At 44.4% G+C, this 21,807-nt stretch carries 25 protein-coding genes and 1 tRNA gene; 2 read left to right on the top strand and 24 right to left on the bottom strand.

Annotated elements, in window-relative coordinates; translation table 11 throughout:
- Position 1 precedes the first annotated feature (1 nt).
- The 8 genes from ABIC22_RS09860 to rpsF form a co-directional block, all read right to left on the bottom strand.
- Entirely contained in the window at positions 2–907 is a 906-nt protein-coding gene (locus tag ABIC22_RS09860; RefSeq protein WP_354480476.1) for an ABC transporter permease, read from the bottom strand.
- Between the two features lie 27 nt (positions 908–934).
- Complete coding sequence (gene opp4B, locus ABIC22_RS09855) at positions 935–1,897, bottom strand: oligopeptide ABC transporter permease (protein ID WP_153980492.1); 963 nt, start codon at positions 1,895–1,897, stop codon at positions 935–937.
- A gap of 7 nt (positions 1,898–1,904) precedes the next feature.
- Positions 1,905–2,837, bottom strand: coding sequence for an ABC transporter ATP-binding protein (locus ABIC22_RS09850; protein WP_354480473.1), 933 nt, complete (start codon positions 2,835–2,837; stop codon positions 1,905–1,907).
- A 4-nt stretch (positions 2,838–2,841) separates the two neighbouring features.
- A complete protein-coding gene (locus ABIC22_RS09845) occupies positions 2,842–3,840 on the bottom strand; it encodes an ABC transporter ATP-binding protein (RefSeq protein WP_354480471.1) in 999 nt (332 codons plus the stop codon).
- 727 nt (positions 3,841–4,567) lie between these two features.
- Positions 4,568–5,158 carry a M15 family metallopeptidase gene (locus tag ABIC22_RS09840; RefSeq protein WP_354480468.1) on the bottom strand — a complete coding sequence of 197 codons (591 nt, stop codon included), beginning with the start codon at positions 5,156–5,158 and terminating at the stop codon, positions 4,568–4,570.
- Between the two features lie 201 nt (positions 5,159–5,359).
- Positions 5,360–5,632, bottom strand: a complete 273-nt coding sequence (gene rpsR / locus ABIC22_RS09835; RefSeq protein ID WP_062327715.1) for a 30S ribosomal protein S18 — start codon at positions 5,630–5,632, stop codon at positions 5,360–5,362.
- 54 nt (positions 5,633–5,686) lie between these two features.
- Positions 5,687–6,172 (bottom strand): single-stranded DNA-binding protein, encoded by a 486-nt coding sequence (ssb, locus tag ABIC22_RS09830; protein WP_095293499.1) that lies wholly within the window; start codon positions 6,170–6,172, stop codon positions 5,687–5,689.
- Between the two features lie 48 nt (positions 6,173–6,220).
- Positions 6,221–6,514 carry a 30S ribosomal protein S6 gene (gene rpsF / locus ABIC22_RS09825; RefSeq protein ID WP_024629534.1) on the bottom strand — a complete coding sequence of 98 codons (294 nt, stop codon included), beginning with the start codon at positions 6,512–6,514 and terminating at the stop codon, positions 6,221–6,223.
- 199 nt (positions 6,515–6,713) lie between these two features.
- Here rpsF and ABIC22_RS09820 point away from each other — a divergent pair, with 199 nt between their 5' ends.
- A complete protein-coding gene (locus tag ABIC22_RS09820; protein ID WP_095362189.1) occupies positions 6,714–6,908 on the top strand; it encodes a YjzC family protein in 195 nt (64 codons plus the stop codon).
- 407 nt (positions 6,909–7,315) lie between these two features.
- On the opposite strand, the gene ABIC22_RS09815 is transcribed toward ABIC22_RS09820, so the two are convergent.
- From ABIC22_RS09815 to ABIC22_RS09800, 4 genes are all read right to left on the bottom strand, one after another.
- A tRNA-Ser gene (locus tag ABIC22_RS09815) sits at positions 7,316–7,406 on the bottom strand.
- A 102-nt stretch (positions 7,407–7,508) separates the two neighbouring features.
- Entirely contained in the window at positions 7,509–7,718 is a 210-nt protein-coding gene (locus tag ABIC22_RS09810; protein WP_095362223.1) for a DUF951 domain-containing protein, read from the bottom strand.
- Positions 7,708–8,673, bottom strand: a complete 966-nt coding sequence (locus tag ABIC22_RS09805; RefSeq protein ID WP_354480461.1) for a mechanosensitive ion channel family protein — start codon at positions 8,671–8,673, stop codon at positions 7,708–7,710. Before ABIC22_RS09805 ends, ABIC22_RS09810 begins: the two co-directional genes overlap by 11 nt.
- A 15-nt stretch (positions 8,674–8,688) precedes the next feature.
- On the bottom strand, positions 8,689–8,940 hold the full coding sequence (locus tag ABIC22_RS09800) for a putative Se/S carrier protein (RefSeq protein ID WP_095293526.1): 252 nt from the start codon (positions 8,938–8,940) through the stop codon (positions 8,689–8,691).
- Positions 8,941–9,102: 162 nt separating this feature from the next.
- Here ABIC22_RS09800 and yyaC point away from each other — a divergent pair, with 162 nt between their 5' ends.
- On the top strand, positions 9,103–9,708 hold the full coding sequence (gene yyaC / locus ABIC22_RS09795; RefSeq protein ID WP_095362187.1) for a spore protease YyaC: 606 nt from the start codon (positions 9,103–9,105) through the stop codon (positions 9,706–9,708).
- Here the strand turns inward: yyaC and ABIC22_RS09790 are convergent.
- From ABIC22_RS09790 to rpmH, 12 genes are all read right to left on the bottom strand, one after another.
- Positions 9,683–10,183, bottom strand: coding sequence for a DUF4446 family protein (locus ABIC22_RS09790; protein WP_127537610.1), 501 nt, complete (start codon positions 10,181–10,183; stop codon positions 9,683–9,685). The two genes, yyaC and ABIC22_RS09790, sit on opposite strands and share 26 nt — an antisense overlap.
- A 187-nt stretch (positions 10,184–10,370) precedes the next feature.
- A complete protein-coding gene (locus ABIC22_RS09785; RefSeq protein WP_483312583.1) occupies positions 10,371–11,567 on the bottom strand; it encodes an aminotransferase class V-fold PLP-dependent enzyme in 1,197 nt (398 codons plus the stop codon).
- A gap of 144 nt (positions 11,568–11,711) precedes the next feature.
- A complete protein-coding gene (locus ABIC22_RS09780) occupies positions 11,712–12,557 on the bottom strand; it encodes a ParB/RepB/Spo0J family partition protein (RefSeq protein WP_095362185.1) in 846 nt (281 codons plus the stop codon).
- A complete protein-coding gene (locus tag ABIC22_RS09775) occupies positions 12,550–13,311 on the bottom strand; it encodes a ParA family protein (RefSeq protein ID WP_095293506.1) in 762 nt (253 codons plus the stop codon). The genes ABIC22_RS09780 and ABIC22_RS09775 overlap by 8 nt, the downstream gene beginning before the upstream one ends.
- A gap of 192 nt (positions 13,312–13,503) precedes the next feature.
- The gene (gene noc, locus ABIC22_RS09770; protein ID WP_095293507.1) at positions 13,504–14,322 is read right to left on the bottom strand and encodes a nucleoid occlusion protein; all 819 of its coding nucleotides are present in this window, start codon (positions 14,320–14,322) and stop codon (positions 13,504–13,506) included.
- A 493-nt stretch (positions 14,323–14,815) separates the two neighbouring features.
- Positions 14,816–15,541, bottom strand: a complete 726-nt coding sequence (rsmG, locus tag ABIC22_RS09765; RefSeq protein ID WP_354480456.1) for a 16S rRNA (guanine(527)-N(7))-methyltransferase RsmG — start codon at positions 15,539–15,541, stop codon at positions 14,816–14,818.
- Positions 15,541–17,430: a tRNA uridine-5-carboxymethylaminomethyl(34) synthesis enzyme MnmG gene (gene mnmG / locus ABIC22_RS09760; protein ID WP_354480453.1), complete on the bottom strand. Its 1,890-nt coding sequence runs from the start codon at positions 17,428–17,430 to the stop codon at positions 15,541–15,543. The genes rsmG and mnmG overlap by 1 nt, the downstream gene beginning before the upstream one ends.
- Positions 17,431–17,645: 215 nt before the next feature.
- A complete protein-coding gene (gene mnmE / locus ABIC22_RS09755; protein ID WP_354480450.1) occupies positions 17,646–19,022 on the bottom strand; it encodes a tRNA uridine-5-carboxymethylaminomethyl(34) synthesis GTPase MnmE in 1,377 nt (458 codons plus the stop codon).
- A 148-nt stretch (positions 19,023–19,170) separates the two neighbouring features.
- On the bottom strand, positions 19,171–19,872 hold the full coding sequence (jag, locus tag ABIC22_RS09750; protein WP_095293511.1) for an RNA-binding cell elongation regulator Jag/EloR: 702 nt from the start codon (positions 19,870–19,872) through the stop codon (positions 19,171–19,173).
- On the bottom strand, positions 19,869–20,747 hold the full coding sequence (locus tag ABIC22_RS09745) for a YidC/Oxa1 family membrane protein insertase (RefSeq protein ID WP_127537615.1): 879 nt from the start codon (positions 20,745–20,747) through the stop codon (positions 19,869–19,871). The genes jag and ABIC22_RS09745 overlap by 4 nt, the downstream gene beginning before the upstream one ends.
- 74 nt (positions 20,748–20,821) lie before the next feature.
- Complete coding sequence (rnpA, locus tag ABIC22_RS09740) at positions 20,822–21,172, bottom strand: ribonuclease P protein component (protein ID WP_095293513.1); 351 nt, start codon at positions 21,170–21,172, stop codon at positions 20,822–20,824.
- 280 nt (positions 21,173–21,452) lie between these two features.
- Positions 21,453–21,587, bottom strand: coding sequence for a 50S ribosomal protein L34 (gene rpmH / locus ABIC22_RS09735; RefSeq protein WP_024629517.1), 135 nt, complete (start codon positions 21,585–21,587; stop codon positions 21,453–21,455).
- Positions 21,588–21,807: the final 220 nt, after the last annotated feature.

Here is a 21,807-nt window from a genome sequence, read left to right as displayed (position 1 = left end):
TTTAACCTCTTCTTTGTCTTGCATCAGTCGCACGCTTAAGGGCTTGACCGACATTATTTATACTCAACATCAATACCAGAATAAGTACTGACGCAGGTAGCCATATCCACCATCTGGTTTCCAGGGTTTGCGGATTACGTGCATAACTTACGAGTGTCCCAAGACTAGGTGTACTCTCAGGGAATCCAAATCCCAAGAAAGACAACCCGGATTCAAGGCCAATATTGGCAGCGAGGTTCAATGTCATCGTTACGATGATGATGGAGCTCAGATTAGGTAAAACCTGTGAAAGCATGATTTTGAGATGGGAAGAACCCAACGTTTTTGATGCCTTTACATATTCTAGTTCGCGCTCCTGTAACGCCTTAGACCGAATCAATCTGGCAATTCCCATCCATAGGAAAGCAGTCATGATTAGTGAGAACGAAGTAATATTATATTTGGGTACTGCTGTAACAAACGCGATAACGATCATCATGAACGGAAGAACCATGAAGAAATCCACTACACGCATGAATATATTATCAATCAATCCTCCGAAGTAACCGGACAATAAACCAATCACGATTCCCAAAAAACCTGTCATTACCGTAACAAGAATGGCAATGGATAATGAGTTCCGAGTACCTATGACTAATTGTCCGAATACATCTCGCCCGCCGTAATCTGTTCCTAACCAATACTGTGCGGAAGGCGGCTCATACAAGGCAAATAGATCTACTTTAACAATTTCGTCCTGATCCAGAACCAAAGCAGTTCCGTAGACTAGTAATAAAACTAATCCTAAAAATATGAGCGAAATTAGCGCCACTTTATCCCGGACTAGCTCCCTCCATAAGATACTCAAGCTAGAGGGGCTTTTATCTATCTTCTGTGAAGTTATAACGACATCATTCGCGTTGCTCATCTTATTCACCCCGAAATCTTCAAGTTCTTACTTGATCCGTATACGTGGATCTACCAATCCAAGAATAATGTCAGATAACAGCGAGCCCAGAATTGTGGCGATACCAAATATCAGGACAAGCGCAGTCACAACACTGAAATCCCGAAGAGAGATTGAGTTAAGAAACAGCTGACCCATGCCCGGATAACTGAATATACCCTCAATGATAATGGTACCTCCGATAAGTCCAGTGATCTCATAACCAAAGAATGCGGCAATCGGAAGTAGAGAGTTTCTTAGAATATGCCTGTTGTAAACTCGTGATTCCGAGGCGCCCTTGGCCCTCGCAGTGAGAACAAATTCCTTGTGCTTAATATCGATAATTTCACTACGCAAGTATTGAACCGTGGATACTGTAGCGATCAACGCCATGGATAAGGCCGGTAATAACAGATGATAGAACTTGCTTGCAACGTAACTAAATGTTCCTGGTGTAAGTCCAGGTGCTACGCTGCCTCCAGTTGGGAATAGCCCAAAGTGGAACCCAAAAATCCATAACATAACGAGTGCAAAAATAAATAAAGGTGCTGCGAAACCTAAATAGGTGTAACCCGTAATTAAACGGTCAGACCATGTATCATTGTAACGACCACTGATAATACCGAGTGGAATCGCGATCAAGTATGTGAACACAAGCGTTGCAAAAGCCAACCAGAATGTATTTGAGATTCGTTGACCAATCAAGTCCATAACTGGCATTTTAAATCGGAAAGATTGCCCGAAGTCGCCTTGTGCTGCATTTCTGATCCAGTCCCAATACTGTATATACCATGGATTGTTGAGTCCAAGTCGTTCTCTTTGTTCATCCAGAGCCTTAGGATCTATGCTTGGGTCAAGCAAGCCTGTTAGTGCATCGCCTGGCATCGCCTTGGCCATCAAGAATACCAAGAGACTAAGCAAAAAGATCTGAGGGATCATAATCATGATTCTTCGTAGTATTATATTCCACATATGGCCTTCAACCTTTCTGAGGTAGAGCTACTCGGTGAGTATTGGAAATGGATTTGAGCGAGTAAGCAAGCCCTTCCTCATCAAAGAAGTTTCGGTATGAATTCTCATACTCGGATTTAACCTGCTGACGGAAAGCATTCATCTCGTCACGTTTGGTTGGATCCATATCCGGAATAGCTGCTATGAGACGCTTGGTATAGATATGCTGTGGATTCTCAAAAATATCATCGGTCGTTCCTTGCTCTACGTAGCGACCTTTATACATAATTCCAATCTGATCACACATATGTCTTATAATTCCGAGGTCGTGACTGATGAACAGATAGGTCAGATTTAACTCTTTTTGAATCTCCTGCATGAAATTAAGCACTTGTGCCTGTACGGATACATCCAGAGCGGATACGGGCTCATCTGCAATGATTAGTTTCGGCTTCAGTGCAATTGCCCGGGCAATTCCGATCCGCTGCCGCTGTCCTCCGGAAAATTCATGAGGATACTTATAGACTGACTCCGGACTTAGACCTACTTTCTCTAGCAAATCCCTGACTTGTCTCTTCTCTTCCGTAGCTGTAAGTCGCTCATAGTTGCGCAAAGGTTCAGCAATAATATCGATAACCCTCTTCTTGGGATTCAGTGAAGAATAGGGATCTTGAAAGATCATTTGCACGTCTCGCTGGAGTTGTCTGTCCTTACGGCGCTCTTTGGTAAGGTCCTTGCCGTTAAAAAGAATTCTTCCGGCTGTTACATGGTTGAGTCCGATGACGGCTCTCCCTGTCGTCGTTTTGCCTGAGCCTGACTCACCAACGAGTCCGTAAGTCTGTCCCTGCTCAATGGAGAAGCTCACATCATCAACTGCCTTGATACTTCCAATTTCACGTTTGATCAATCCACCGCGAATCGGAAAGTGTATTTTGAGTCCTTCAACTTCGAGTAGTGCCATTATGTTATTCCTCCTCAGCTTGATCAGGGAAATGAAAGTGCTGGTAACAGGTGCAGCGTACAAAGTGACCTGGAGCAATTTCATGCATCTGTGGGTTATCTTCATGGGCCGAATCACTAATCCATGGAATTCGGGCCTTGAATCGACACCCGTAGCGAGGAAGATTCTTTAAAGAAGGTACAATGCCTTGAATGACATGCAGCTTCGATTTTTCTTCAGTAATGGTAGGAATAGAGTTTAATAGAGATCTTGTGTATGGATGCTTCGCATTGGTCATTAGCGTGTAGATATCAGCAATTTCAACAATCTCACCTGCGTACATAACTGCCACACGATCCGCCATCTCGGCGACCACTCCAAGATCATGCGTAATTAAGATGATGCCGGCGTGAATTTCGTTCTTCAACTCACGTATAAGTTCAAGAATTTGCAGTTGAATCGTAACGTCAAGTGCTGTTGTTGGCTCATCAGCGATCAGCAATTCCGGTTTATTGGCGATTGCAATCGCTATAACAACCCGCTGTCTCATACCACCAGATAGTTCGTGAGGATACTGCTTGTAAATTTGTTCGGGGCGTGGGATGCCCACTTGGTTAAGCAGATCAATGACCTTATCTTTCTTCTCTTTTGAAGATAGCTTAGGTTGATGAAGTGTCAGAATCTCATCGATCTGGTCACCAATAATCATCAGAGGATTTAATGCGGAAAGGGGGTCCTGAAAGATCATCCCTATCTCTTTTCCGCGAAGTTTGTTCATTTTGTTAGGATTGATATTCGCGATATCCTGCCCTTTGTATAGAATCTGACCATCAATTTTGGCTTTGTTGTGAAGACCCATAATTGAAAATGCAAACGCACTTTTGCCTGATCCTGATTCTCCAACAATCGCTAGTACTTCGTTTTTCTTAACCGTAAGGTTAACGTGATCAACTGCTGCATAATAGTCATCTTCAATTCTGAATGATGTAGTTAGATTTCTGACTTCCAATAGCTCTGTGTTCAAATCAATCACCCTAACCCCAAAATTTCCGCAGACTGTATTCATATATATAAGAATGCATCCACTGTATATTTCCATGTTCTTGAAGAAGACGAACAAAAGTTTATACAAAATACTAATCCTTTAGGAGAAACGAGTTTCGATATTGCTATTTAGACCATTGGTCAATTAATGCTGATAAATCCTAGCGGAATTATATAGGAAAATAATTAATGTAATCATACGTGTAAATTTAGGTGACGTCAATAAGTATTTTGAGATTTTTGGTATAAATGTTTTTTATATCATAGTTTTGGGTATTAGTTATATTTTTAAGGTGCTTTATCAAGGGGTTTTCGATATTATTTCGACTTTTTTCGCGTGAGGTTCTGAAGTAGGAGAATGAGAATACTAAATATATAACATGCACCTTACGTATATTACGTACTTACATGTCGAGTCAATTTAATTTTAGAATATATATGTTAGGTTTGTGGTAAATATTCGATTTAATTTGTTTCTTCTATGTCAGCTGTCTTTTTAGCAAATTTATGCCTATGCGATTATTTTTATGCTATTCATTAAGTCTGTGTTAAAATTCTAGTTATTCTAGTATAGTTTTATTTATTTGCTGCTGTAAAGGACTAATTGTAATCTTTTATCATTTTTTTTACAAAAGAATGAAAAAAGCCCTGCAAAATGCAAGGCTTTTCCGATATTTATACAATATATTGTATTTTAATTATACTCTTTATGGTGATTCCGGCGGGCGTTTGCCACGCTTCAACTCATTGATGCTTAAGCCAAAATCCATCTGCAGATGAGGATAATCCGGAAAGTTAGCCCAGTCGCCTCCCCATGTAAATCCTAACTCCTTGGCCATATCGACAATTTCCATCCAGTCTGCTTGTCCATTGCCGTTATCATCACGCTCCATATCCCATACTACATCACCATCTGGTGTCTGAAGTGCAAAATCAATAGCCAGTCCATAATTATGATATGACTCCCCGCCCCTGGCATTCGTAACTATATTCCCAGTCGTGGCGCGGCCTTGATTAAACAGCTCATTCTGCTCTTCTATACTTCGATAACCATGGGTGATAACGACATCTATACCACGCCGGGCTGCTTTGCGTACCAGTAACTGCTCACTCTCTGCCACGACGGGATGGAGACCTGTAATGGGTGCAGCTTCTCTCGTATAATCTGGCCAAATTTCGTAAGTATCTTCTTTCTGTTGTAGCCACACGTATAAAACGGAAATTAGCAGCGTAGCTATTAGCCAAAAACGCAAACTTTTCTTTTGCTTCCGCTGCTCTTTTTTCTTGATTTTCTTCATATGCACTCCTGATGTTTTGATCTGTTATAAATGGAATACGGCGTTAACTCATCACTTTCTCAAATCATAATCTATTCTATTATAAATGATTTGCATTTCAATTACTTCTCCACGATCATTTCGCTCAGGTTCGCGTTCGTTTTACAACACAAAAAAGCAGCCGGCTATAAGCCGGCTGCTTCGTATGCAAGCTGAGTAAGACTACTCAGTTGTGTATGGCAGCAATGCGATTTGACGGGAGCGTTTGATCGCGATCGTCAGCATGCGTTGATATTTAGCGCTAGTACCTGTTACACGGCGTGGCAAAATTTTTCCACGTTCGCTGATAAATTTACGAAGCAAGTCCGTATCTTTATAATCGATGTGAGTAATTTTGTTAGCTGTGAAGAAGCACACTTTACGACGTTTGTTACGGCCGCCACGGCGAGCCGGTCTTTTATCGTTGTCTCCGCCTTCTCTTTGCTTGAAGCTCATGCTTTTCAGTCCTTTCCTATCGTTAAACCATCCACTCTAGAGTGTCGGTTCACGTTAAAATGGCAAATCATCATCCGATATATCAATCGGTTTTCCGTCATCGGAAAAAGGATCCTGATTGTTGCTACGCGAATTATTGTTATTGTTCGCGCGCCCGCCGCCTCCATAAGAAGGCTCTTCACGCATCGGTTGCCCACCGCCGCCACCGTTATTATCACGGTTACCTGACTCCAAGAAACGGACATTATCGGCAATGACTTCGGTCACGTATACACGTTTACCTTCGTTATTCTCGTAGTTCCGTACTTGAATGCGTCCTTCGACTGCAGCTAGGCGTCCTTTGCGCAAATAGTTTGCACAAGTCTCAGCAAGCTGTCTCCAGGTTACGACCGGAATGAAATCCGCTTCCCGCTCTCCCCCTTGGCTTGTAAACGGTCTGTCCACCGCCAAAGTAAATTGCGTAACTGCTACTCCTGCTGGAGTGTAACGCAACTCAGGATCCCGGGTTAACCGGCCGATCAGAATGACACGGTTCAACAATGTAATCCCCTCCTTCAGAGCGTATTGGTGCGTTAATCACGAGTTGTCTTAGGCAGACTTAACATCGTTCGTAATGAGATAACGAATTACTTCGTCAGAAATCTTCATGAGACGCTCAAGCTCAGTAACTACTGCTGGTTCAGCAGTGAAGTGTACCAGAACATAAACACCATCACGGAATTTCTTGATCTCATACGCAAGACGGCGTTTACCCATAACGTCGTGAGCTGTAACTTCACCACCGCCGTTGGAGATGATGCCTTGGAATTTATCGACTGTAGCTTGAACAACTTCTTGCTCAACGTCAGGACGAATAATGTACATCACTTCATATTTGCGCATAATTTTCACCTCCTTATGGACTCTGGCCCTCAATCCAGGTTGAGAGCAAGGAACGAGCACAAACTCGAACTATATTAATATAACAAAAATAAGACATCAATGCAAGCAAACGTTCCCTGTTTGTATTGGCACATGTTCATTCGAGTTCTGGAGACACTATGGATGCAGTAATAAGAAAAATATCTGAGGAGGTCTTACCATGGGCGAACAAACTGAGTTTGAAAAAGGTGACAAAGCACCGAATGATGGAGAGTACACGGAAGTCGGAGAAAAAAGCTTCCATACCGAAATACAAAATCCTAAACGGATAACCCTCAAAAAGGGGGAATCCTTTCCTGAAACGAGCAACCAAAACCGGAAGTGGAAGAGATTAACGAAGGCCCGTGTTCATTAGAAGGAAATTATTATTTAATAACACATGTATATAAAACGTAATAATGCACATAATACAATCAGGCGGTACACGAGAGAGGTGTGGTTCCGTTGGACAACGCAGCCGATCGTGTAATGTTGGAGATTCATCACGTAATCTAAGAAGCAAGTGGTAGTGTGTAAGGCCCTTCGTCTGAGCACGAGTATTGCATGAGCAGTACGCCAGGTTTCTGATCTTACGACCGATTGTTTCCTAACTAACCGATGTATCGCCTACAAGGAGCCCTTCGGGGCTCTTTTGTTTTATGTCGTAGACTTTTTTGTTGTTTAAAATAAATAAAAAAACCTTCCACTCGAGGAAGGTCTGATCGCTTTATTATACTCAATATAACTAAGTTCATTGAAATGCCATTGCATAAATGCTGTAAGTGGCGGAAAGGGTGGGATTCGAACCCACGCACGCTATGACACGCCTAGCTGATTTCGAGTCAGCCCCCTTGGGCCTCTTGGGTACCTTTCCGCAGCAATACTGATTATAGCATGATCACATACAGAACGCAATACCTGTGCTGCGCATGCATGAAAACGTTATTACGGTATGCATTTGACCACAGACTTGCATTTAAGATTCTGCAGCATCCTCTGCCGAGCGAAGAACTTTTTTCATGTTTTTCTCAAACTTTGCTCTCGGAATGAGTACACTGTGTTTACAGCCTACACATTTGATTCGAATATCCATCCCCATCCGAATAATCTCCATCTCATTACTTCCACAGGGATGCTGCTTCTTCATCTGTACAATGTCTCCAAGCTGGAAACTCTTACGCTCCACCAGTACCATCCCCTTCATCCTTCTCCTGCCCGGCTGCCTGTTCCAATGCTGCGAGCTTACCCATCTCATGATACTCCATCGTTTTCTTTACATCACTCTGAATTTGGCGCTCTACAGAGGCTCTGGAATTTGGCATACACTCTGCAACGATCCGAACGACATACTCTGAAGTGGTCATCGATTGAATGCCGAGCACATCCGGAACTTTCAAAATATTGAGATCCCGGTCTTCAATTCCAACCAGAGCCTGTTTGACCAAGTGAACAGATTCATCCAAGGTTTGATCACCCTTCATCGGGATATCCACCACAGCAAGCGCATTGGACATGGAGAAGTTTGTCACACTGGCAATCGTACCATTCGGAATAATATGAACTTCACCTTGCCAGCTAACCAGCTTGGTTGTTCTCAAGCCGATGACTTCAACGGTTCCTTTGTAGGTACCTGTCTGAATAACATCCCCTACAGCAAACTGGTCCTCCAATATAATGAAGAAACCCGTAATAACATCCTTCACTAAACCCTGTGCACCAAAACCGATGGCAAGTCCAAGCACACCTGCACTGGCCAGTAGGGGTCCAACTTGTATGTTGATCTCTGATAACAGTAACAGAATCATAATGAAATTACATGTTATGGAGGTCGCATTTTTCAGCAATTCACCTACCGTGACAAACCTGCGCGGATTTACACGGACTTTGCCTTCCTGCTTCCGTTCCAGGCTGCGATCAATAATGCGGTACACAATCTTGATTACAATACGTGTGATAATGAAAATAATAACAATACGAATCGAGCTGAATAGAATGTTTAGCCACATATCCGCATCGGTGACGGAATTCCATAACTTATCAGTCCAGCTGACAGCACTTTTTACTGTTTCTTCTAAGGTATTAGTATCATCCCCTGCACCCGGTTCAGCAGGAGCTGTAGCAAAAAATTTAAAAGGCAGCATCAATTCCGACCTCCTCTACATGGGTATGTTATCATAGCTGTCTTCGGTTTTGAAATAGAGGCCCCGGATCTCTACAAACTCGTTGCGAATGATCTGCTGCACTCTTGCCAGATCTTCTTTTGGAAACTGTATACAAAGGGCACAGCCTGCCGTAATCTCTTTCGGGGTAGGAAATAAATCAATCTCAATCTCGGCAAATTCTAGCAGCATTTCCGCTCGCAAAGCCTGCTGGGTAGAATCAAAGGCAATCAGCATCCAATCATCCATCCACTCGTCCATGTCCGGCTCCTTTCCGATTTCCAAGCATCATCCATGGGTTGTTCTCTCTCCGTGTAAACCTTTAGGAAAAAGCTTGTCCTTGCGAAGTATAAAACCTTCTATCCTTCCATATACTGTTACTACCATTCTCAAGGGGAAAGGATAGATCCTATGAATCCCAATTCGCGTTCTTATTCATCCCAAGATATGACCAGTTTGAAGATACCACATACCGACCCAGGCATACACTCCGCCATTATACATCGTTTAATGTTTCATCTCTATAAGGCCCATTCTCTGCAAAATGTCGTTATTGTCTGCATCGGCACAGATCGCTCTACAGGAGACTGTCTTGGTCCTCTGGTAGGCTCTTCGCTTGCCAAGTGGGACAGCCCCCTATTTCACCTCTATGGTACATTGGACGAACCTGTGCATGCAATGAACCTTCAGGACACCCTGAACACCATTCAAAATACACACCATAACCCCTATGTAATAGGAATAGACGCCTGCCTCGGGCAATCCTCCAGTGTAGGCTGTATTCAGGTGGTCAATGGGCCGCTCAAGCCTGGTGCGGGTGTAAATAAAGAATTACCGCCGGTCGGCGATATCCATCTTACAGGTATCGTTAACGTCGGCGGCTTTATGGAATACTTTGTTTTGCAAAACACACGGCTCAGTCTTGTCATGCGCATGTCTGAAATTATCGCGAGCAGTCTTTACTCAGCCATTCGCGAATGGCATACACGCTCTACTCTGCTTGCTGTGCCAGAGTAATGGCTTCCTTCTCTTCAGGGGATAGTGTATAAGATGACTCTCCCCCTTTAAGAGGTTTGGCATACACATAAGAACCATCACGATTATAGATCCCTGTGAGGATCATTCCATCGTTATTATCGTTAATCATGGCCATGGAGAAACTCAGATCACTGCCTCTTTCTCCATAGGCATTATACCGTTTTACACCCACTTTACCCTGGATACGGGTCAGTTTTTGCATGACTTCCTGGATCTGACTAGTCTGCAAGTTATGCTCGTCCTCAATGCTGTCCATCTGAATTTTCAGATTGATCAACAACGATTCCAGGTCCTCTACTCCACTGCCAGCCATCATCGCTTCGTATTTCCGTTTGAACTTGCGTAACTTTGCGCCTTGGGCAATACTTACAATCAGTAAGATCACCAATAATAATGCCATTCCGCCAATAATCCATAGCAGCTGTTCCAGAATCAGCTCGTTTAATTCAGCCATGTAGTGCAACTACCCCTCTGTTTGTTTGTTCATCAACCTGTCCGTTCATTTTTGCCAACGAGCAATCGTACATTCGTTAGGCCTTCTCCTAATAAATAAACCCTTTATCTATAGTAACTAATCAACTATTTTCCAGTTTTAATAGATATCTCTCTATTCTGCTGCCCTTTTATACCAATCGTCGTAGTTACCGCGGTATTGTCAGTTCGTTTACTGCATGAATTAGAGCATCTATCTCTTGGCTAGTTGTTGAATATCCTACACTGGCTCTGACCGCTCCGCTCAAGGTGGTCCCGGCAGATTCATGAGCAAGAGGTGTACAGTGGAAACCGGAACGCACAGCAATACCATAACGCCGGTCCAGTTGAAAAGCTAGCTGAGCAGAATCATATCCCTCTACTGTAAAGGATACCAACCCGGTACGTGGTTGTCCAAGCTCTGGCCCAAGCATCCGAATTCCTGCTACAGATGATAACCCTTGCATCATATGTTGAGTTAGTTCCCACTCATGCTTATAGATTGCTTCAGGAGTCAATTCCATCACATGTCTCACGCCGGCTGCCAGCCCTGCGATTCCTACGGTATTCGGAGTTCCAGCCTCATATCGGTCTGGACGAACAAGCGGCTGCTGAATGGCTTCAGACTGACTGCCTGTTCCCCCATGAAGAAGCGGTTCGAGATCAAGTTCCGGAGCGATATAGAGGCCTCCCGTTCCCTGTGGACCGAGCAGCCCCTTATGTCCTGGAAAGGCCAGCATATCGATACCTAGCTGCTGTACATCCACTGGCATAATACCAGCACTCTGAGCAGCATCTACGAGAAATGTTGCCCCATATTTACGGCTAATCAGCGATATTTCGCCAATAGGTAAAATGCTGCCAAGCAAGTTGGAACTATGTGTACACACAACCAATCTAGTGTTTGGACGAAACAAACGTTCGAGTTGAACCAGATCAATATCACCTGCTGCATTCACAGGTACATAATCCACTTCTACATTTCGGATCCGTCGCATGTATTCCAGAGGCCGCCTGACCGAGTTATGCTCCGCCATTGTAGCAATGACATGATCCCCTTTTCGCAAGCAGCCTTGGATTGCAAGATTCAACGCTTCTGTCGTATTGGAACCGAGTGCAATATCATTGGCATTACTGATGCCAAAAAGATTGGATAGTACCTTCCTCGTGTCAAAAAGCACACGGCTTGCTTGAACAGCCATTCGATGGCTGCCTCTGCCAGGGTTAGCTCCGGCGACATCAAGGGCATGCAGCATGGCTTCACCAACAGCAGGCGGCTTAGGCCATGATGTCGCAGCATGATCCAGATAAATGACTTCCTTCACCTCACAACCACCCTCCGTCCTGTTCGTTGAGCGATCCACCATAAAACCAATCGTAAACGCCAGGGCTGAATAAGAAAACAACACCTTTACAGAAAAAATAATGACATATCGTTTCTCCATCGTACAGAGGCGATATGTCATCAGATGAAAAAGCCCCGCGTGTTGTAAGTTAATCTACAGGATTGTCTATTGCAGCAGTTCCAACAATCGCTCCAGATCCTGTTTGCTGTAGTAGTTGAGCTCGATTTTGCCTTTATCTTTGTTGTGCTTTATCTTCACTGTTGTTTTGAAACGCTCACGCAAGGATTCCTCCACCGTATCAATGAATGGATCCTTTTTCTTGAGTTTGGATTTGGCCTTGGCTTCACCCGTCTTGGAACGATCCAGCTGCTGTACCGCTTCTTCCAGTTCACGTACACTCCATTGTTGGTCAATGGTTTGTTTGGCCAGCTGTTTCACCATATCCTGATCCTTCACACCGACTATGGCGCGTGCATGACCCATGGACAATGTTCCACGTGAAACATGGTCTTTCACTTCATCCGGCAACGAAAGCAAACGCAAGAAATTTGCAATGTGAGAACGGGATTTCCCCACTTTGACAGACAACTCTTCCTGAGTCAGCGAGAACTGATCCATCAGGCCTTGATAGGCTACAGCCACTTCCATCGCGTTGAGATTTTCACGTTGCAAATTCTCAATCAGCGCGATTTCCATAACCTGCTGATCACTAAAATTACGAACGACTGCAGGCACTGTTGCATTACCGCAATATTGAGAAGCTCTAAACCGCCGTTCCCCGGCAATAATCTCATAACCTCTCAGTACAGTACGTACGATAATTGGCTGTATCACACCGTGTTGACGTATGGATTCTGCCAGTTCATGAATCGCATCCTCATCAAATACCTTCCGTGGCTGATAAGGGTTTGCCCGCAACTGGGCAATTGGAATTTCTACAACCTTGTCATCGTCATTTATTGAAAGCGATGGAATGAGGGCATCGAGACCTTTTCCGAGCCGCTTACTCATACGATATCACTTCCTTTGCGAGCTCTAAATACACTTCTGCTCCTCGTGAACGGGGATCATACGTAATAATGGACTGCCCATGTGAAGGGGCTTCACTAAGTCGCACATTACGCGGAATAATCGTTTGATACACTTTTTGTTGAAAATACTTCTTCACTTCTTCAATCACCTGGATCCCCAGGTTCGTACGGGCATCAAACATGGTGAGCAGTACTCCCTCTATTTGCAGAGAGGTATTCAAATGTTTCTGCACGAGGCGAACCGTGTTAAGCAGTTGGCTCAGCCCTTCAAGTGCGTAGTACTCACACTGGATCGGAATGATCACCGAGTCGGAAGCGGTCAACGAGTTGATCGTTAACATGCCAAGAGATGGTGGGCAATCGATCAGTATGTAATCATAGTTTTTTTTCACCATGGCGAGTGATTTTTTCAAACGAACTTCACGTGATATGGTGGATACCAACTCAATCTCGGCTCCGGCAAGTTGAATCGTTGCAGGGATGATATGAAGCCCTTCAATTTGGGTTTCCACAATGGCTTCCTGAGGATGTACTTCATTAATGATGACATCATATATACAATTGGCCACATCTGCTTTGTTGATTCCGACTCCACTAGTCGTATTTCCCTGAGGGTCAATATCGACAAGCAGTACCCTTTTCCCGAGTGAAGCCAGTCCTGCACCCAAGTTAACAGATGTCGTCGTTTTCCCCACACCGCCCTTTTGATTTGCTACGGCCATAATCTTAGACAATTACTTCACCTCAAATAAAATAGGAGTCTTTTCTTGTAGGTTGTGAGATACAGTTAACTAAAAGCAGGTGGCTATCGTCCACACAAACAACAACTACCGTTCCGTTCTTCAAGCACGTTCTTCAATACAGACTTCAGACTTCAACCAGCTCTATAGACAGAAAAAGCGGCCCATTGCCGCCTTAAGCTTCAACTATTTGCGTTTAGGAATATGAATGACGATCTCATAATGATCTTCGTGATCGGCTTCTTTTGTTTTAATATCCATACCAGAGCCAGAGACCATATCAATGGATTGGCGAATGGTATTTAGTGCGAGTCTGACATCTTTGGTAAATGAGATGCGTTTGGACTTTTTGATTTTGGAAGCTTCCTTGTAAAAGGCGACCCTTGCTTCGGTTTGTTTTACGTTCAGCTCTTTTTCAATAATCTCGCTGAGCAATTTCATTTGCAGTTCTTCCGAGTCCAGTGAAAGCAAAGCTCTTGCATGACGTTCGGATATTTTCCGTTCCATCAGTGCAGTCTTAATTCCTTCCGGGAGTTGTAACAACCGAATTTTATTGGCAATGGTTGATTGGCTTTTGCCTAATCGCTGTGCAAGACTCTCTTGTGTCAATTGGTGAAGATCAATCAACTTTTGATAAGCAACCGCTTCTTCAATAGCTGTGAGCCCTTCACGCTGCAGGTTCTCAATCAAGGCAATGGAAGCGGCTTGAGAGTCATTAAATTCGCGCACAATGGCTGGAATATGCTCTAGTCCCAGTTTTCGAACCGCACGCCAGCGACGTTCCCCGGCAATAATCTCATATGATCCATTCCGCACACGGACAACAATGGGTTGAATGACTCCATGGGTTTTGATTGTCTGCAACAACTCATCAATTTTATCATCGTCAAAAATCGTACGCGGTTGATAAGGGCTGCTTACTATTTCGCCTACCGGAATTTGTTTCACTTCATCTCCGTTATTGCGCTCCGCCAAACCAAACAACTTCGAAAATTGTTCTTTCATTCCGTATATTACCACCTAGTTTCGTAATAGCTCCCGCAGCAGTGCAGGTGCTTCCTATTCTATATGCGACCCCTCATATGTTGTCGTTCTTCGAATAAGTTTTGCTTTCTACATCACGTTCTGATGAAATTGTCTATACTTCTTGCCAACTCTATTTATATATAATCTATGATCTCTGATACACAGGATCGGCTACTTCTATTCTATCATCTTTTCTATCATAATCCTATTCTAACCTATTCTTTAAACCCTCCTAATTTTCCTGCTTTTCATCCGAGCATCTTGGCGGTTTTACCCTCGATTTCTCCTTTTTTCATCTGTTTATTTTTGAAATGGTACTCGCTTTGTAATATGTATCTGAAAATAAAAAAAGGATGTTTCACGTGAAACATCCTCTTCAATATTTTTCTAGTCTGACTTTATATATGGCACAAGTATTAATTTTATAATCCGGCCAAAGTAAGCAAAGCATATTGGTTTACCCAACATTAATTTACTGTACCAATGGTGTCTTGAGTGGAGTCCCCGGTTTACGAGGATATTTGTGAGGCGTTTTATCAAACTTCTGTATCAAGATGATATGACGCGCTGACTCTTCTACTGGCAGCTGGAATGGATGAACCGCTTTTACCCGTCCTCTCAGCTGGTTGAAGCTAAATTCTGCTTCCTTCATTTCTTCACGAGGGTCTCCGCCTTTCATTGCGGCAAACATCCCACCCTTGCGAACGAAAGGCAAACAGAATTCATTCAGCACTGCCAGCTTAGCTACTGCGCGCGCAGTAACGAGATCGTAGCTGTCCCGATATCCTTCCTTGCGCCCCAACTCCTCTGCCCGGCCATGAATTAATTCAACCTCGGTTAGACCGAGTGTATCCACGACATGCTGCAGAAAGCCAATGCGTTTGTTCAGCGAATCAATAATGGTCAGCTTGATATGCGGGAAGCAGATCTTGAGTGGAATGCCAGGAAAGCCTGCTCCAGATCCAATATCCGCAAGCTTTTCCACTTTGGTCATATCCGTATAGAAGGCCAGGGATACTGAGTCATAAAAATGCTTCGTATACACCTGTTCCCGTTCCGTTATGCCTGTCAGGTTCATCTTTTCATTCCAGGATACCAGCTCCTGAAAATACAGTTCGAACTGTTCCAGCTGATGTTCATCAAGCTCCAAACCATGCTCTTTCAGTCGAAGCTGCAATTGCTGTTGAATATCGTCCATTATTGTCCCCTTGCTGCGGTTACACGGTTATAATGCTCCAAGTAGACGAGCAGAATGGAAATGTCCGCAGGAGTTACCCCAGCAATCCGGGAAGCCTGCCCAATTGAAATGGGACGGATCGTGGATAGTTTTTGCTTCGCTTCCATAGCCAGACCATGAACATCATTGTACTCAATCGTATCCGGAATTTTCTTTTTCTCCATCTTTTGTAAACGTTCCACGTGGATCAATTGTTTCTCAATATATCCCGCATATTTAATTTGAATCTCCACTTGTTCCTTCATATCTGCTGTCAGTTCTACCTCAGAAGGTGAAACCTGTTCAACCCAGTCATACGTAATTTCCGGACGACGCAATAGGGTAAGCAGTGTGCTTCCATCCTGAATTGGAGTCGAGCCAAACTCTTCAAGCTTAGGATTTACATCCGCAGGGCGTGCTTTAGCCGCTTTTAGACGTTCAACCTCTGCATCCACTTTGGCTTTTTTGTCGAGGAATTTAGCATAACGCTCTTCTGAAACCAGACCAATATCATGACCAATCTCGGTCAAACGCAGATCTGCATTATCATGACGAAGCAGCAAACGATACTCGGCACGTGATGTGAGCAAACGATACGGCTCGTTTGTTCCCTTAGTCACCAGATCATCAATCAACACGCCAATATAACCTTGGGAACGATCCAAAATAACAGGCTCTTTGCCTTGTACTTTGCGTGCAGCGTTAATTCCAGCCATGATCCCCTGTCCTGCCGCTTCTTCATAACCGGAAGTCCCATTGATTTGTCCGGCCGTGAACAGACCTGGCAGACGTTTTGTTTCAAGTGAAGGCCAGAGCTGTGTAGGTACCATCGCATCGTATTCAATGGCATATCCATTACGCATCATTTCCACTTTTTCCATTCCGGGAATCGAGCGAAGAACGGCAAGCTGAACATCCTCCGGCAGACTGGTAGATAGTCCTTGTACATAATACTCGGATGTATTTTTTCCTTCTGGCTCCAGGAAGATCTGATGTTTCGGCTTGTCGCTGAAACGAACAATTTTGTCTTCAATGGATGGGCAGTAACGCGGTCCCGTACCTTCAATAACACCCGAGAACATCGGTGCACGATGCAGGTTATCATTAATGATCTGATGGGTTTCAACCGAAGTGTAGGTCAACCAACATGGCAGCTGTTCATTTTCAGAAGATTCTGTCTCATACGAAAAGAACTTCGGCTCATCATCGCCAGGCTGAATTTCCGTTTTGCTGAAATCAATTGTATCCTTATGCACACGAGGTGGTGTACCTGTTTTGAAACGAACAAGTTCGAATCCAAGTTCCCGCAGATGCTCGGACAATTTGAGTGAAGGCTGTTGATTGTTCGGTCCGCTTTCGTACATCAATTCACCCATAATAACTTTACCGCGCAGATAAGTGCCTGTGGTTAGCACAACAGCTTGGGCACGGTACTCTGTACCCGTCTGAGTCACTACCCCCACACATTTCCCGTCTTCGACGATCAAGTGATCCACCATACCTTGACGCATAGTGAGGTTGCGCTCATTCTCCATCGTTTCTTTCATTTTATGCTGATAAGAGAACTTGTCTGCCTGAGCACGCAGAGCGTGAACTGCAGGACCTTTCCCTGTGTTGAGCATTCTCATCTGAATAAACGTCTTATCGATATTCCGTCCCATCTCACCGCCAAGCGCATCGATTTCGCGCACAACATGTCCTTTAGCCGGTCCCCCAATGGATGGGTTACAAGGCATGAAGGCCACCATATCCAGATTTATTGTAATCATCAGTGTTTTGGAACCCATACGGGCTGCGGCCAGTGCCGATTCCACACCCGCATGTCCCGCACCAACGACAATTACATCATAGCTGCCGCCATCAAAAGCCATTCTTGTTTACCTCCTTATGCCGCAGCACGTTTGAATCCCATGCCCACGGTCTATTGTAAAAAATTGAATGCTCTCCCTATTCAGCCAGGGGACATTCCGATCTATATCAAGCCATCAAGTCTGTGATTCCTACAGACGTCATTGCCATGCTGACCATTCACAAGAAATGGACTTCATTATCATACTACTTTTCACAGGAAGTATGTTTGTTCATTTTACTTTCCTAGACAGAACTGGGAGAAAATCTGGTCAATCAATGCATCATGTGCCGTATCGCCCACAATCTCACCAAGGTGCTCCCACGCCAGACGTACATCAATCTGAATCATGTCAATTGGAATGAACTGTTCAGCAGCTTCATAAGCGTCAATCAAGGACTGTTTTGCCTTTTTGAGCAAAGCAATATGACGCACATTGCTGACATACGTCAAGTCAGCCGATTCCAGCTTACCGCTGAAGAACAAGGTGGTAATGGCATCTTCCAGACGATCAACACCCAGATCATCCTTCACTGACATCGGAACAAGGCGCTCTTCTGGGATGTAGCGTAGCAAAATGTCGCGGTCAGCCTGCGGAGCTAAGTCCATTTTATTCATAATGATAATTGATTGTCTACCGCGGATTTGTTCCAGCAATTCAATCTCATCCTCGTGCAATGGTTCCGCCGCATTGATGACCATCAACAACAGATCTGCCTCTGCTACTGCGGAGCGGGAACGTTCTACCCCGATTTTCTCGACAACGTCCATCGTTTCCCGAATGCCGGCTGTATCCAGCAGCTTGAGCGGAATGTTGTTAATCGTTACAAATTCCTCAATGACGTCACGTGTTGTTCCCGGAATGTCCGTTACAATAGCCCGATTATCCTGAGCGAGTGCATTCAGCAAAGAGGATTTTCCTACGTTTGGCCGCCCTACAATCGCCGTCGTAATTCCTTCACGTAGTATCTTGCCCTGTTCTGCCGTTACCAGCAATTTATCAATTTCAGTCATGACCAGACTGGATTTTTCTTTAATAAAATCCGCAGTTAAGGACTCCACATCATGCTCGGGATAGTCAATGTTCACTTCGATATGAGCCAGCGTTTCCACCAACGTATGTCTCAGATCACGCAGTTTGGAGGAGAGCTTTCCCTCCACTTGTTTGAGTGCTACCGAGAATGCTCTATCCGACTTGGAACGAATGAGATCCATAACGCCTTCCGCCTGTGACAGATCGATCCGTCCATTAAGGAAAGCACGCTTTGTGAATTCACCCGGCTCCGCAAGGCGAATATTGAGCTGAAGCAGCAGATCCAGAACCCGCTTCACTGAGACTACTCCACCATGAGCACTAATCTCAACCACATCTTCTGTCGTAAACGAACGAGGTGCCCGCATTACCGTAACCAGTACTTCTTCAATCTTCTCCCCACTGCCAGGTTCAATGATATGACCGTAGTGTACTGTATGAGATGCTGCTTGGGTCAAAGGGGTTTTACTACGGAAAATTTTCTCCGTCTCCGATACTGCATCCGGACCGCTGACCCGGATAACTGCTATGCCCGCTTCCCCAACAGCCGTGGATATCGCTGTGATCGTATCACTGATCATCGTTATCTCTCCCTGCTCTATTTTAAAATGGTTGTCCTTACGGACCACATGTGAATTTCACTTTATAAGTTCTCACCAATATACTTATCTACGAAAAAAGCAATGGCTTCTGCACCGGGCAGGAAGCCATTGCGTCTTCAATTTCGTGTTATTTCGTCATGATGACAACGCGCCGATTGGGCTCTTCGCCCTTGCTGTACGTCTTAATCTGCGGGTGGTTTTGCAGTTTCGCATGAATGACCTTGCGTTCGAGTGGAGGCATCGGCTCCAGAACAACTTCCTTGCCAGAACGGATCGCTTGTCCAGCCAGACGTTCAGCCAGATCCTCAAGCGTCTTCCGGCGGCGTTGGCGGAAATTCTCCGCGTCCAGTACGATTCGAACGAAACTTTCCGAATAACGGTTAGCTACAATGTTCGTTAGATATTGAAGTGCATCGAGTGTCTGTCCACGTCTGCCAATAATCATGCCAAGATCTTCCCCGGCAATATTGAAGATATGTCCATCCCGCTGCTTTTTGATATCCACTTCAACATCCAGTCCCATACCTGCTGCTACTTCTTTTAAGAAAGCAGCCGCTTCCTCATAGGGATTTTTAGCTGCGACATCCTCAAGTTTAGCTTCAACCTGAGGTACATGTGCGGCCGGCTCGACCCGCTGTGGTACAGCTTCGGGCACAGGCAGAAGTTTTACTTCAACTTTCGCCGCCTTTACCCCGATCAAACCCAGGAATCCTTTTGACGGCTGCTCTAACACTTGTATCTCGACCTTGTCCCGGCTCACGCCAAGCTCAGCCAATCCTTGGTTTACAGCATCTTCAACGGTTTTTCCTGACGCAATGACTTTGGTCATTTCGATTTTTTGGCCCCTTTCGACCCTTTTCCAGAGACGGTTGCCTTGCCACCGTTTTTGCGTTTAGCTCCATTTTTGGAGGAACTATTCTGCTTCACGTTGACTTCAGCCACGACTTTATCATTATTCCGGTAAAGGAAATAGTTTTGCACGATCGTGTAGATGTTACTGTAGAACCAGTACAGCGGCAACGCTGACGGGAACTGGTAAGACATTACGAAAATCAAGATTGGGTAAACCCATAGCATGAACTGCATTGGTCCAACCTGTTGTGCAGGATTCATACGCATCATCATCCATGTTTGTACGAATGTTGTGATGGCAGCCAGCACAGGCAGTATAAACAGGTGATCCGGCGCTCCGAGCTGGAGCCACAAGAAGTCATGTGTTCTCAGACTGGAGTTACCGTAAATTGAGTTATAAAGTGCGATGTAAATCGGCATCTGAATCAGAAGTGGTAGACAACCCGCCATCGGATTAACTTTATTCTCCTGAAACAACTTCATCGTTTCTTGCTGAACTTTCTCAGGTGTATCTTTATACTTGGCTTGAATCTCCTTCAACTGCGGCTGTATTGCCTGCATGGCTTTGGAGCTGCGGACCTGCTTCATTGTTAGTGGCAAAATCAACGTCCGCACAATCAGCACCATGACTAGGACAGCTAGTCCATATTCACCGTTAAACCAGTTGGCGAATGTATCGAGCGCCAGTGAGAACCAGTAAACAACATTGCTTTGCCAGAATGAGTCACTGTTTTTCAGATCTTCCGTCGTAACCCCGGATCCTTGCGGAGTACACCCCGCTAGTACGGTGACCATTGCAATGACTGCAATGAGGAGAATCCACTTCCCCTTTGATGTCTTCAATCGCGACACTTCATAACCCCTCTCTTAACCATTCCATTCCACCGTAAATCATACCATAATTAGGAGGACAAATAAACCGAAGCTTACCGTTTGTTAGGCTTAAGAAGAGCCGCTTTACGCATAACGTGCAGCAGACTTTTCTCCATTTCCTGATAGGTCATGTCCAGCGCACCTTTTCTCACGATGAAGATCAGGTCCATCTGTGTGACAATCTCTTTTTCATGGTGCCTTATAATTTCCTTAATCATGCGTCTCATCCGGTTTCGTACGACAGCGTTTCCGATTTTCTTGCTGCATGATACACCTACCCGGAATTGCTCCGTATCTTTACGGCGGCAGCCATACACCACAAATTGATGATTGGCAAAAGATTTCCCATACCGGTATACGCGGCTAAAGTCCGCCCGGTTTCGCAAACGCAGTCTTTTATACACGGCGCTTCTCCTTGCTGTTCTCCACCATCCATATTGACGGAGGCCTCATTACTGATTTAGTATAGGCTTTCTTGAATAACGGTAAACTGTTCTAACGACAACTTCATTATATATAAGGAAACTTTTTATAAATTTCGTGACGGATTAGATCCTTCTTCAAAAAAAGAAATAGACACTTTCGCCCTTTTTCGCAGCCAATTCAGACCCGATCTATATCAGCATCCAGTCTGAAATGACTCATTTAAGAAAAAAAAGACCACCTCGGTGGTCTTCTCATGCATTAAGCACTCAGGACTTTACGGCCTTTCAGGCGACGTGCAGCCAAAACTTTACGGCCGTTGCTCGTGCTCATTCTTTTCCGGAAACCATGAACTTTTTTACGTTTGCTTACGTTCGGTTTGAATGTAGGTCTCAATGTATTGCACCTCCTTACAAGGAAATACTTATGTGATGAATCATTTTCATCTTCACAGAAAACACCTTTATACATTTAACCACGTACACCTGGAAAAGTCAACTCTAACCCACTTAGGTTCTCCCTCTTTTTATAGCCCTTTCCAGCCTGCCCCTCAGAGTTCGTAACACTTAAGCAGATTTTGATTTGAATAAAATAATTTTTGAAGCGAAAAAAGTTA

Source organism: Paenibacillus sp. PvP094 (assembly GCF_040546835.1).
GTDB classification, from domain to species: Bacteria; Bacillota; Bacilli; order Paenibacillales; family Paenibacillaceae; genus Paenibacillus; species Paenibacillus illinoisensis.
This window is presented reverse-complemented; position numbering and strand designations above follow the sequence as displayed.